11 protein-coding genes are annotated in these 12,670 nt (G+C 69.6%); 8 read left to right on the top strand and 3 right to left on the bottom strand.

Annotated features, from left to right (window positions below):
- The first annotated feature begins 178 nt into the window (after positions 1 to 178).
- Both MJQ72_RS25570 and MJQ72_RS25565 read left to right on the top strand, forming a co-directional pair.
- Positions 179 to 868, top strand: a complete 690-nt coding sequence (locus tag MJQ72_RS25570; RefSeq protein WP_240593551.1) for a VC0807 family protein — start codon at positions 179 to 181, stop codon at positions 866 to 868.
- A 108-nt stretch (positions 869 to 976) separates the two neighbouring features.
- A complete protein-coding gene (locus MJQ72_RS25565) occupies positions 977 to 2,638 on the top strand; it encodes an NAD(P)/FAD-dependent oxidoreductase (protein WP_240593550.1) in 1,662 nt (553 codons plus the stop codon).
- A gap of 63 nt (positions 2,639 to 2,701) precedes the next feature.
- On the opposite strand, the gene MJQ72_RS25560 is transcribed toward MJQ72_RS25565, so the two are convergent.
- The gene (locus MJQ72_RS25560) at positions 2,702 to 3,241 is read right to left on the bottom strand and encodes a DUF1453 domain-containing protein (protein ID WP_240593549.1); all 540 of its coding nucleotides are present in this window, start codon (positions 3,239 to 3,241) and stop codon (positions 2,702 to 2,704) included.
- A 177-nt stretch (positions 3,242 to 3,418) separates the two neighbouring features.
- On the opposite strand from MJQ72_RS25560, the gene MJQ72_RS25555 reads away from it, so the two are divergent.
- Positions 3,419 to 4,093, top strand: coding sequence for a response regulator transcription factor (locus tag MJQ72_RS25555; RefSeq protein ID WP_240593548.1), 675 nt, complete (start codon positions 3,419 to 3,421; stop codon positions 4,091 to 4,093).
- A gap of 123 nt (positions 4,094 to 4,216) precedes the next feature.
- On the opposite strand, the gene MJQ72_RS25550 is transcribed toward MJQ72_RS25555, so the two are convergent.
- A complete protein-coding gene (locus MJQ72_RS25550) occupies positions 4,217 to 5,356 on the bottom strand; it encodes a sensor histidine kinase (protein ID WP_240593547.1) in 1,140 nt (379 codons plus the stop codon).
- 199 nt (positions 5,357 to 5,555) lie between these two features.
- Here MJQ72_RS25550 and MJQ72_RS25545 point away from each other — a divergent pair, with 199 nt between their 5' ends.
- Complete coding sequence (locus tag MJQ72_RS25545; protein ID WP_240593546.1) at positions 5,556 to 6,311, top strand: thioesterase II family protein; 756 nt, start codon at positions 5,556 to 5,558, stop codon at positions 6,309 to 6,311.
- Between the two features lie 187 nt (positions 6,312 to 6,498).
- Here MJQ72_RS25545 and MJQ72_RS25540 read toward each other — a convergent pair whose 3' ends face one another.
- On the bottom strand, positions 6,499 to 6,987 hold the full coding sequence (locus MJQ72_RS25540; protein WP_240593545.1) for a hypothetical protein: 489 nt from the start codon (positions 6,985 to 6,987) through the stop codon (positions 6,499 to 6,501).
- Between the two features lie 303 nt (positions 6,988 to 7,290).
- On the opposite strand from MJQ72_RS25540, the gene MJQ72_RS25535 reads away from it, so the two are divergent.
- From MJQ72_RS25535 to hemA, 4 genes are read left to right on the top strand one after another with little or no spacing between them, the layout of a single operon-like run.
- Positions 7,291 to 8,631: a UDP-glucose/GDP-mannose dehydrogenase family protein gene (locus tag MJQ72_RS25535; protein WP_240593544.1), complete on the top strand. Its 1,341-nt coding sequence runs from the start codon at positions 7,291 to 7,293 to the stop codon at positions 8,629 to 8,631.
- Between the two features lie 35 nt (positions 8,632 to 8,666).
- Positions 8,667 to 9,890, top strand: coding sequence for a glycosyltransferase (locus MJQ72_RS25530; RefSeq protein ID WP_240593543.1), 1,224 nt, complete (start codon positions 8,667 to 8,669; stop codon positions 9,888 to 9,890).
- Positions 9,891 to 9,894: 4 nt separating this feature from the next.
- Complete coding sequence (locus MJQ72_RS25525; protein ID WP_240593542.1) at positions 9,895 to 11,460, top strand: AMP-binding protein; 1,566 nt, start codon at positions 9,895 to 9,897, stop codon at positions 11,458 to 11,460.
- Entirely contained in the window at positions 11,457 to 12,665 is a 1,209-nt protein-coding gene (hemA, locus tag MJQ72_RS25520) for a 5-aminolevulinate synthase (RefSeq protein WP_240593541.1), read from the top strand. The genes MJQ72_RS25525 and hemA overlap by 4 nt, the downstream gene beginning before the upstream one ends.
- Positions 12,666 to 12,670: the final 5 nt, after the last annotated feature.

Here is a 12,670-nt window from a genome sequence, read left to right as displayed (position 1 = left end):
ATATCTCCTACGGTCACGCGAGTTCCTTTCGCCCCCACGGTATCGGTGATCTTGGTGCCGTAGCCGAAATGCAGGGGGTGACTTGACCACTGAACGGCACTGACGTCGGGAATAGGGGTTCGGAGAATAGGGGGTGAACTTCTCCGCACGGGCGGTTTCCCCGTGATAGGAACTTCACATGCCGGGGGAAACGAAGAACCAGGAAACCGACGGCCGCGGCGCGCGCAGGCGTTCCGTCGTCTCGCTGATCGCCGACGTCACCGTGCCGGTCGTCGTCTACTACGCGCTGCTCGCCTTCGGGTGGAGCAGCGGCTCCGCCTTGGTGGCGGCCACGATCTCGATCGGCGTCCTCGTGCTCGCCGTCGCGGTCAAGGAACGCAAGGTCGACGGCTTCGGGGTGTTCGTCCTCGCCGTCTGCGCGGTGACCCTGCTGGTCTCCCTGGTGAGCGGGGACGAACGCCTGCTGCTGGCCAAGGATCCCTTCACCAGCGGCCTGGCCGGGATCGCCTTCCTCGGCAGCCTCGCCTTCGGGAAACCGGTGACCTTCTTCATCTCCCGCCGGATCCGGGCGCTGACCCCGGCTCTGCGGACGGGCTGGGACCGGCTGTACGCCGCGGAACCCGAGTTCCGCAAACTGCACCGGGTCTCCACCGCGGGCTGGGGTGTGGTCCTGGTCGCCGAGTCCGTCGCGCGGCTCGTCCTGATCTACCTGCTGCCCGCGTCGGTGATGGTCGGCCTGTCCACCGCGATCGAGCTGACCGCGATCACCGGTGTGGTCGCCTGGACCGTCTGGTACCGGCGGCGATCCGCCGGGCGTGGCCTGGAAAAGACGCTCCGCACGGCGGATACCGCGCCCGCGGCTGTCTAAAATGGACTAGGGGCGACTAGGGGACGGTGAGGGGTTGGTCCTCGCGATCCCCCGTCGTACGTTTCGGTCGAGACAGTGTGGCCCCGAAGACCAGGGAGATCCGCCACGATGACCGCAGCCGATTTCGCGCCTCCACTGACCACTCTCTGCCCCGATTTCCCGTTCGCCTACGACGATTGGCTCGCGCATCCGGCCGGGCTCGGCGAACTGCCGCCCGAACGCCTCGGTCAGGAGGTCGCCGTCGTCGGCGGCGGGATAGCGGGCGTGGTCGCGGCCTACGAACTGCTGCGCCTCGGGCTGAAACCGGTGGTCTACGAAGCGGGCCAGATCGGCGGGCGGATGCGGTCGATCCCCTTGGCGGGGCGGGACGGTGCCGTCGCGGAGATGGGCGCGATGCGGTTCCCGCCCTCGGCGACCACCCTGTACCGGTACATCGACACCGTCGGCCTGGAGACCAGGCCGTTCGCGAACCCGTTGTCCCGCAGCACTTCCACCACGGTGATCAACCTCGACGGCGTGACCTACCGCGCACGGACCCCGGCGGACCTCCCGTCGGTGTTCCATGAGGTCGACGACGCCTGGCACAAGGCCCTGCAGGAACTGGCCGATCTGTCCACCATGCGCGACGCCATCCGGATGCGCGACACCGCCATGGTGAAGGCGATCTGGAACCGGCTGCTGCCCGAACTCGACGACCAGTCCTTCTACGGTTTCCTGGCGCGGTCGACGGCGTTCGCCTCGTTCCGGCATCGCGAGATCTTCGGCCAGGTCGGCTTCGGCACCGGCGGCTGGGACACCGACTTCCCCAACTCCGTACTGGAGATCCTCCGCGTCATCTACACCGGCGTCGAAGAGGGGCCGCGGCTGATCGTCGGTGGCTGCCAGCAACTTCCGCGGCGGTTGTGGGAGCACGCGCCCGCTTCCGCGCGGTTCTGGCCGTCCGGGACGTCGGTCGCGTCGCTGCACGACGGGTCGCCGCGTCCCGCCGTCCTCGGGCTGCGCCCGGCGGAGGACGGGTTCGCCGTCGAGGACGCGAGCGGTGCCGTGCGGACCTATCCGGCCGTGGTCTTCACCGCGCAGCACCGGGTGCTGCTCACCAAGATCGCCGGGGCGCGCCCCCTGCTGCCCGCGAACGTGTGGACCGCGCTGGAACGCACGCACTACATGGGCGCTTCGAAGTTGTTCGTCCCGGTCGACCGGCCGTTCTGGCACGACGTCGACCCTCGCACCGGCGAGGAACTGATGGGGATGACACTGACCGACCGGACCCCGCGCAGCGTCTACTTGTTCGACGACGGACCGGATTCGCCGGCCGCGTTGTGTCTTTCCTATACCTGGAACGATGATTCGCTCAAGTTCGCGACGCTCGGCCCGGCCGACCGGCTCGAATTGGCGCTCGACGCGCTCGCCGACATCTATCCGGGTGTCGACATCCGCTCGCACATCACGGGCGACCCGGTCACCGTCACCTGGGAGAACGAGCCGAACTTCCAAGGCGCGTTCAAAGCGAACCTGCCGGGGCAGTACCGCTACCAGCGCCGCCTGTTCACCCACTTCCGGCAGGACGACCTTCCCGCCGCCCAGCGCGGCCTGTTCCTCGCCGGTGACGACATTTCGTGGATGGGCGGCTTCGCCGAAGGGGCGGTCACCAGCGCGCTCAACGCGGTGTGGGGGACGCTGCGCCATCTCGGCGGGGCCACCGATCCGCGTAATCCCGGACCCGGCGACGTCTTCGACCACATCGCGCCGATCGAATTGCCCGAGTCCTGAACGGATGGAGGCCCGGTCCGGCGACTGGGGGATAGCCGACGGACCGGGCAGGCGAGGCAAGGCTCAGCTCGCGTAGCTGGGGGTTCGCTGAGCCTGCCTGAGTACCTTGGCCCGGTACACCCAGACCCCGGCGGTGCGGAAGATGACCATCGTCAGCGCCATGGTGACGAAGAAGGCGGAGACGCCGCCCGCGTCGATCCCGGTGTCCATCAGGAACTTGCCGAAATCGGCCGCGAACGAGTGGCTGTGCTCCAGCGTGTAGACGAAGATGAGCCGTCCCACCAGAACGAACAGCCACAGTCCCAAGTAGACCCAGCCTGCCCTGGTGTAGACGGCGGACTTGTCCTGGTCCCACTCGACCTTGGTGCCCTTCAGCAGTCCCCAGCCGATCAGCACGCCGGCCGCGATGCCGACCAGTCCGGCCAGTGAGTTCGGCGTGGTCAGCTTGAGGTCGTAGAGGACCGCCCAGCCGACCAGCGCGCACGTGAAGAACGGCAGGATCAGGATGACCAGGTGGGCCTTGTGGCGACCGATGTGCGTGAACAGCACCAGCGCCAGCAGTACGCCGCTCAGGATGAGGGCGTTTCGCATGGCTTCACTCATCAAAACTCCTTCGAAAGACTCCCCATCCGGCAGTTCGGTGCCGGTTGTCCCGAAATCTAGGGCGAACGGCCGGGCCGATCATCGGCGTGCGGGTGGGGATCCGGTTGGAGATCGGCGTCCACCTCGAGGTGGAGTGCCGTGTGGCGCGGACCGGCGAGGGCAGGAGATGATGCAGGCATGGTCGAAGAAGTGCCCCCGGTCCGGATCGTGATCGCCGAGGATCAGGCGGCGGTGCGCGAAGGACTGGCCCTGCTGGTGGGGACGGTCGCGGGGATCACCGTGGTCGGCCAGGCGCCCGACGGCGAGGTCGCCGTGCGGCTGGCCGGGGAACTGCGCCCGGACGTCGTCCTGATGGACCTCTCCATGCCCCGGTGCGACGGCGTCGAGGCGACCAGGCGGATCAAGGAACACCATCCGGAGATCGAGGTCGTCGTGCTCACCACCTACGCCGACGACGACTGGGTGCTGCGCGCCTTGGAGGCCGGAGCGCTGGGATACCTGACGAAATCGGCGAACAAGCACGAAATCGGGCGCGCGGTGCACGCGGCCGCCGCGGGACAGGCCCTGCTCGACCCACGGGTGCAGCGGCGGGTGCTCGGCGCCGCCTTGACGCCCGCGGCCGCGACGGCTTCGGCGCCTTCGCCGGAGGACGACGCGAAGCTCACCAAGCGCGAAGCCCATGTGCTGACGCTGATCGCGGCGGGGCGCAGCAACAAGGAGATCGCCGCGGAACTGTTCGTCAGCGAAACGACGGTCAAGAGCCACATCAACCGGATCTTCGCCAAGACGGGGAGCCGGGATCGCGCGCAGGCCGTCCGCTATGCCTACCAAGCGGGTTACGTGCGGGACTGATGCACGTAACTCACGTGCTTGAGCGCGTAACTCGCGTGCTTGAAGGCGTAACTCGGTGTTCGCCGTCCAAGCACGCGAGTTACGCCTCCAAGCACGCGAGTTACGGCTGGCGGCACGTTCGCCTCAGCCCGGGACCCGGGCGGTGACGTCCCAGAACCGGCCGTCCGGGCCGGTGACCAGGGTGCCGTCGACGAGTTCGATCCGTTCACGCATCCCGGTCAGGCCGTAGCCCGGCGGCTGACCGGGGTCCGGTGCGACGGCGAGGGGATTGCGGACGTGCAGCCGGACCTCGTCCGGCGGGTACTCCAGCTCGACGCTCACCGCCTCGCCCGCGGCGTGCTTGGCCGCGTTCGTCAGCGCTTCCCGGCAGATCCGCAGCAGCGCGATCGTCTGTGCCGACGGGAGATCGCGGTGCTCGCCCAGCATGGTGAAATCGGCGGGGGTGTCGTGTTCCCGGCCGAAGGTCCGCACCAGTTCGTTCAGCGCGTCCGGCAGGGCGCGGACGTCCTCGCGCAGGGCCGCCACGGCGTCCCGGACGTCGCTGAGCCCTTGGTCGGCGAGACTTCGCGACAGCGCGAGCGATCGCAGAGCGCCTTCGGTGTCGTTCTCCTCCACCAGCAGGGTGTGCATCACCTCCAGCTGGACCCGCAGCGCGCCCAGGGAATGGGCGACGACGTCGTGGATCTCGCGGGCGATGCGGGTGCGTTCGTCGAGCGTCGCCGCGCGCACGCCCCGGGTGTGCGCCAGCCGTTCCTGGTGCAGCAACCGTTCCGCTTGCGCGACCCTGGTCAGATGACCGCGGCGGGTGAATCCGACGAGGACCACGATGACGACCGCGCCGAGCGCGCCGAGCCAAGCCTCCGACGGGCGGTGGCCGAGCAGGCTGGACGCCACGATGGCGGCGGAGTCGAAGACCATCAGCGCGATGATCGCGACGGTGCCGGGCTCCAGCCGGGAGGCGAACGCGGCGAGGGTGATGCAGGTCATGATCACGGCGGTGCCGTCGGTGGCGGCGCCGGTGCCGAAGGCGGGGACCGCGCTCGCCACGGCGAGCGGGAGCAGGGCGGCGCGGGGGAAGCGTTCGCTGATCCCGATCCACAGCAGCCAGCTCGCCGACGACACCGCGTAGAGCACCCACAGCCAGCCGGCGCCGGCCGGTACGGTCGCGGTCATCTGGGTGACGGCCAGCAGCGCCGTCCCGGCGGCGGGCGCGGCCCATCGCCAGCGACGTTCCTCGACTTCGTCGGACACTGCGTCGGTCATACGACGATCGTAGGGCCACCACCACTTTTTGCTCGCGGGTGATCATTCCGAGGGTGGAAATACCGTCACCGTTGGTAGGAGGTCGCTCTCTCGCGGTTGTTTCCGCAGGAAGCGTCCGGCTAGTGTTCGCCGAGGCGAAAGAAAGCGGTCTCTCGACCCTCCGCCGAACAATTCCCATCCCTTTCGGAGGAATCCTGCGATGACCGCTCCAAGCGGCGATGCCGGGGACTGGGTCCGTGTTTTCCGGCCCGGAGGACCATCGGCGCCGCGGCTGATCTGCCTGCCCGACGCCGGTGCGGCCGCGAATGCGTTCTTCCCGCTTTCCGCCGCGCTCGCGCCGGGGATCGAAGTACACGCGGTCCAATATCCGGGGCGTCAGGATCGCGTCGCGGAACCGTGTGCCGAAGACATCGGGGAATTGGCCGACCGGGTCACCGGGGCGCTCTCGCTCTGGGAGGGCGCGCCGTTCGCGGTGTACGGCCACGGAATGGGCGCGGTCGTCGGGTTCGAGGTGGCCAGGCGGCTGGAGCAGGTGCTGACCGGGAGCCCGGTCGCGCTGATCGTGTCCGGCTGCGCGGCCCCGTCCCGGTCCGGCGCCGTCGGGCTCCACCTGCTGCCGGATCAGGACCTCGTGGCCGAGCTGTACTCGCTTCGCGACGCCGGCTCGCCGGGTGCGCGGGACGCGGAGCTGCTCAAGGCCACTTTTCCGGCGATCCGGGCCGATTTCCGGGCACTGGCGGCGTACCGGCCCGAGCCCGCGCCGCCGCTGCGCTGCCCGGTCACGGTGCTGGTCGGCGACAGCGACCCGACGGTGTCCCTCGACGAGGCACGCGCCTGGCACGAGTACACCACCGGCCCGTTCGACCTCCAGGTCTTCCCCGGTGGGCACGGCTTCCCGGAGGACCGGCCGGGTGAGTTCGCCGAGGTGGTGACCGCCGCGGTCCGGCGGCGGTGAAGGGGTACGGACGTCGATCCGGGACCAGGTGGGCTGAAGGCTCCCTTCGCCGAGTCTGATGCGGCGAAAGGAGCTTTCGGCCCGGGGCGAGGGTGGCGTTCCGGCGGCTGAGATGCCGAGTGGGGAGGATTCCGGACGGAACCCTCCCCACTCACGACCACCGGCCCCCAAACGTGGCTTTCCGCGGTCAGCGCTGCGGGCTGCCGCCGGGGATCTTGGCGCCGCCGAGGCGGGCGGACAGGACGAGCGTCATCGCCATCAGGTTCGCGCCCAGCGAGAGCAGGATGGTGCCGCCGCCGGAGGTCAGCGTCGCGCCGGCGAAGTGCCCGATCACCCCGAGCACGCCGCGGACGAGCAGCAGACCCACCCAGACGGCGAGGCCGAGCGCACCGATCCGCTGGTAGACCTTGTCACCGCGCCGCTGCAGCTGCGTCATCGCGCCCATCGCCGCGCCGCCGAGGAGCGAGACGAGCAGACCCGCGCCAAGGAAGACGATGTCGGTGACGCTGATGGTGGTGTCCAGATGCCGCATCTGGATGACCCCGATGGCGACCAGGGTGAGCGGCCCGCCCCAGATTTCCACGTTCTCCAGCGGCTTCCAGCTCATGCGCTGGTAGATCACGTAGACGACGACCGCGATGGCGACCGCGATGTTGATCAGCGTGCTGGTGTCCACTGCGCACTCTCCTCGGCTGTGGGCGACCTGTTCCTTCGGTATCGATCACGAGCGTAGGAGCCGGGGCCCGCGGCGGCGACCAACCACGGGTTGACGTCCGGGTGGAATTCCCCGATCCACCCGAACCGGGGATCCGGCGATTAGGGGTGGGCACCGGTCGCTAGGGGTTGTTGGCGCTTCGAGGCCGATCCTACTGTCGGGTTCATCGGCCGGACCGCCAATTCCCGGCCCGATCGGCTCTCGCTTTCGAATCCGTTTCCCGGAATTCGGAGCCGGATTTCGCCGACTGAAAGGTGTCTCACGTTGCATTCCTACCAAGTGGCCGTCGTCGGCGCCGGATACGTCGGGCTGACCACCGCGGCGTGTCTCGCCTCGCTCGGGCACCGGGTCCGATGCACCGATTCCGATCGCGGCAAATTGGCCCGGCTCAAACGCGGTGAAGTCGACATCCTGGAAAAGGGCCTGCCCGGCCTGGTCGCCGAGGGAATCGCCGCCGGACGGCTCGGTTTCGTCGAGTCGGCCGCGGAGGCCGTCGAGACCGCCGAAGCCGTCTTCCTTTGTGTACCCACTCCGATGGGCGAGGGCGGGATGGCCGATCTGTCGGCCGTCATCGACGTCGCGACCAAGGTCCGTGACGTGCTTTCGCCGGGTTGCGTGCTGGTGAACAAGTCGACCGTGCCGGTCGGGACCGCGGCCAGGGTCGCCGCGCTGCTCGGCCGGGACGACGTCGCGGTGGTGAGCAATCCGGAGTTCCTGCGCGAGGGCACCGCCGTCCACGACTTCCTCAACCCGGACCGGATCGTCGTCGGTTCCGACAGCCGCGGCCCGGCCGAACGGGTCGCGGCGCTCTACGCCCGGCTCGGCGCCCCGACGGTGCTGACCGACGCGGCGAGCGCGGAGATGGTGAAGTACGCCGCCAACTGTTTCCTCGCCACGAAACTGTCCTATGTGAACGCCATCGCCGAACTGTGCGAGCGGCTCGACGCCGACATCGGCGACGTCACCGAAGGCATGGGTTACGACCGCCGGATCGGCCCGACGTTCCTCTCGCCGGGCCCGGGCTGGGGTGGTTCCTGCCTGCCCAAGGACACCATGGCGCTCAAACAGGTCGCCGAGGTCGCGGGGTTCGAGTTCGGCCTGCTCGACGAGGTCATCGCCGGTAACGCGAAACAGGCGTCCCGGGTGGTCGAGCGGATCGCCGTCGCCTGCGGGCTCGCCGCGGACGCGGACCTCACCGGCCTGCGCATCGGCCTGCTCGGGCTGACCTTCAAGGCGGGCACCAACGATCTCCGTGATTCCCCGGCGCTCAGCGTCGCCCGGCTGCTGGCCGAGCGTGGTGCGGAGCTGACCGGATACGACCCCGGTCTCACCGGCGCCGAACCGCCGATCCCCGGCGTCCGGGTCGTCGACGACCCCTACTACATCGCGAAGGACGCGCACGCGCTGGTCCTGCTGACCGATTGGCCGCAGTTCCGTGCCCTCGACTGGCCGCGGATCGCCGGCCTGCTCGAAGGGCGGGTGGTGGTCGACACCCGCAACCACCTCGACCCCGACGCGCTCAGCCGGTCCGGGATCGCCTGGCGCGGATTCGGCAGGCCCCCGGTCGACCCGGTGCGCACGCCGTCCCTCGACCCCGTTCCCTGACCGTCCTCACAGGACAGAAACGAAAGGTGGACCCCATGCGGGTTTTGTGCACCGTGACCGGCTCGCAGGGCCACGCACGGGCGGTGCTGCCCTTGGCCAGGGCGGCGGCGAAGGCCGGCCACGACGTGCTCGTCGTGACCCCGCCGGAACTGGCCGACGTCTTCGAACCCGGGCTGATGCGGATCGAACCGGTGCTGCCGGGGATGGTCGAGGCGATCGGGCGGATGGTCCAGGAACGCCAGGAGGCCGAAGCGGCCGGGACCCCGCGCCGGGTGCTGGACACGCGCGAACAGCTGATCGCCACCGCGAGCGGCCCGCACGTCACCACCGCCTACCAGAAGCTCTATCCGCTGGCCAAGGAGTTCCAGCCCGACATCGTGCTGCGTGACGGCGCGGAGCTGTCCGGCGCGCTGGTGGCCGAGCAGCTCGGCGTTCCCTACATCAGCGCGCCCTCGGGCGCGGGCAACCTGATCGACCCGGCGGGCCTGGTGGAGCCGCTGAACGAGCGTCGCCAGGAATTGGGCCTCGCGGCCGAACCCGACGCCGGGATGGTGCACCGCTACGGCCGTTTCGACTGCCTGCCCGCCGATACCTCCTTCGCCGCCTTCGATCTGCCGACGCCGTTCACCTACCGTCAGCCGTCGGAGGTGGCCACCGGTGAGGTCCTGCCGCCGGAGATCGCCGCGATGCCGGCGGACCGGCCGCTGGTGCTCGCCTCGGTCGGCACCGCGCTGCCCATGCTCGGCGCGTTCAAGGCGTTCGGCATCGATCCGCCGGAGGAGATGGAAGATCCCGACGTCACGGTGCGGGCCCTGATCGAAGGACTGTCCAGTGTGGACTGTTCGGCGGTGGTGGCGACCGCCGGGTTCCCGATCGGCGACGTCGAGGTCGGCGACAACGTGCTCGTCGTCGAACGGATGCCGCAGCCGCTGCTGCTCGAATGTGCGCAGCTGTTCCTGACCCACGCCGGGTACAACAGCATCCGCGAGGCGCTGCGTGCCGGGGTGCCGATGGCCACGCTGCCCCAGTTCGGCGACCAGCCGCACAACGCCCGCCGGATCGAGGAGCTCGGCTTCGGCAAGCAGATCCCCGCCACCACCCCGGAAGCGGTCGCCGAGACCTGCCGCGCGGTACTGGCCGACACCCGGATCGCGGCCACCGTCGCCCAGGCCCAGCGGCGGAGCCTGACCATGCCGGGCGTGGAGTCCGCCGTGGCGCACCTCGAAGAGCTCGCCGGCCGGGCCGCGGGAACGGAGTAGCGCGGTGCAGATCGACCACTACGTCAGCCAGCTGCTGGACGTGCTTTCCACCAGGCCGGACGAGATCGCGTTGCGCCACGGCGACGAAGAGCTGACCTCGGCGGAACTCGCCGCGGCGATCACCGGCGCCGCCGCCGCGCTGCGCGACCAAGGGACCGGCGAGGGCGGGGTGGTGGCCCTGCTGACCGTGGGGAACAGCCCGGCGACGCTGATCGGCCGCTACGCCGCCAACCTGATCGGTGCCACCGTGGTGCACCTGCGCGGGATCAACGCCGCCGATCCGCTGGACGAGCTCCCGATCGCGACACAGGTCGAGATCGTCGACGACACCGGCACCACCGTCCTGCTCACCGACGCGGCGAACCTCGACCGGGCCGGGAAGATCCGTGACGCCATGGCGGAACCGGCGGCGTTGGCGGCTTTCGGCGACTTCGGCGACGGTGTCACGGACCTCACCGGGACCGCGAGCGAGGTCGAGCCGCGAGCCGAGGGCACCGCCGTGCTGACCTACACCAGCGGGACCACCGGCAGGCCCAAGGGCATCGGCCGGGGGTTCGGCGGGCTGGGCGCGGTGGTCACCAAGGCCCGGCACATGACCGAACGCTGCACGATGCTGGTCACCACGCCGCTCAGCCATTCCGTGTCGTCCACAGTGGACGACGCGGTCGCCTCCGGCGGGATGATCGTCCTGCACGAGGGGTTCGACGCCGGCGCCGTGCTCGAAGCCGTGGAACGCCACCGGGTCAACCGGGTTTACCTGGCCACCCCGCAGCTCTACGACCTGCTCGACCATCCGGCACTGGGCACCACCGACCATTCCAGCCTGCGGGAGCTCTACTACGGCGGGAGCCCGGCCTCCCCGGTGCGGCTCTCCCGCGCCGCGGAGGTGTTCGGCGCGAAGCTGATCCAGATCTACGGCACCACCGAAAGCTGGGTGATCGCCGCGCTTTCGCCGGAAGAGCACCTGAAACCGGAACTGCTCACCACCGTCGGCAAGGCGGTCCCGTTCGTGCAGGTCGGCATCCGCGACCCGCATGTGCGGCACGAGCTGCCCGCCGGGAAGATCGGGGAGATCTGCGTCCGGTCGCCGATGATGATGGACGGCTACTGGAAGCGGCCGGACCTGACCTCACGGGTCCTCATCGACGGCTGGCTGCACACCGGCGACGTCGGCTACCTCGACGAGAACGGCTACCTGTACCTGGTCGACCGGCTCGCCGACATGATCAAGACCAACGGCATCAAGGTGTACCCGGCCGAGGTCGAGAACGCGCTGCTGGCCCATCCGGACGTCGCGCAGGCCGCGGTGTTCGGGGTCGCCGACGAGGACAACGTCGAGTACATGCACGCGATCGCGGTACCGCGCCGGGGCAGGGACGTGGACCCCGCCGACCTGGCCGCGCATGTCGCGCGGGCGCTGTCCCCGAGCCACGTACCGGCGGAGATCCGGCTCCGCGCCGAACTTCCGCTGACCGACGCGGGGAAGCCGGACAAGCTCCGCCTCCGCGACGAGGCGAAACCCGCCACCAAGCCCAGCCACGCCGAGCCAGAGAGCGAGTTGACGTCATGACCACCTACCTGGAGTCCTTCCAGCGCACCCTGCAAGGCGAAGTGCTGCAGAAACGCGACTTCCTGGAGATCGGGCGGCAGGCGGGCCGGTTCCCGACGGCCAGCCGGTACGAGGAGGCCGAAGCGGTCGCCGAGATCAACGTCTGGTGTAGCAACGACTACCTCGGCATGGGCCAGCATCCGGACGTGCTCTCCGCGATGAAGGAGGCCGTCGAGCGGTTCGGCGCCGGGGCGGGCGGTTCGCGCAACATCGCGGGCACCAACCACTATCACGTGGCGCTGGAACGCGAACTGGCCGAACTGCACGGCAAGGAGGACGCGCTGCTGTTCACCTCCGGCTACACCGCCAACGACGGTTCGCTGACCGTGCTGGCGGGCCGCCCCGAGGGCTGCATCGTGTTCTCCGACGAGAAGAACCACGCCTCCATCATCGACGGGCTGCGGCACAGCGGCGCGGAGAAGAAGATCTTCCGCCACAACGACGTCGCCCACCTGGCCGAGCTGCTCGCCGCCGCCCCGGCGGACCGGCCGAAGATGATCGTGTTCGAGTCGGTCTACTCGATGAACGGCGACATCGCGCCGCTGGCCGAATTCGCCGCGCTGGCACGGCAGTACGACGCCATGACCTATGTGGACGAAGTGCACGCCGTCGGGATGTACGGCCCCGAAGGCGCCGGGATCGCCGCTCGCGAGGGGATCGCCGACGAGTTCACCGTCGTGATGGGCACGCTGGCCAAGGGGTTCGGCACCACCGGCGGGTACATCGCCGGACCGGCCGCGCTCATCGACGCCGTGCGCACCCACTCGCGTTCGTTCATCTTCACCACCGCGCTGCCACCCGCCGTGGCCGCCGGAGCGCTCGCCGCCGTCCGGCACCTGCGTTCCTCGGAGCGGGAGCGGGAGATCCTCGCCGACAACGCCCAGCTGCTGCACAAACTGCTCGCCGAGCGCGGGATCCCGTTCCTTTCGGACGCGTCGCATATCGTGTCGATCCTGGTCGGCGACGACGCGCTGTGCAAGAAGGTGCACGAGCTCCTGCTGCAGCGGCACGGGATCTACATCCAGTCGATCAACGCGCCGAGTGTCCCGTTCGGACAGGAGATCCTGCGCACGGCCCCGTCGGCGGTGCACACCGGCAGCGACGTGCAGAAGATGGTCGAGGCGCTGGACCAGATCTGGCTGGACCTCGGCCTGCCGCGCGGCTGAGCAAG

This window comes from Amycolatopsis sp. EV170708-02-1 (assembly GCF_022479115.1).
In the GTDB taxonomy this organism is placed as follows: Bacteria; Actinomycetota; Actinomycetes; order Mycobacteriales; family Pseudonocardiaceae; genus Amycolatopsis.
The sequence above is the reverse complement of the archived record's forward strand: the minus strand, read 5'-3'. Positions and strand labels throughout refer to the sequence as shown.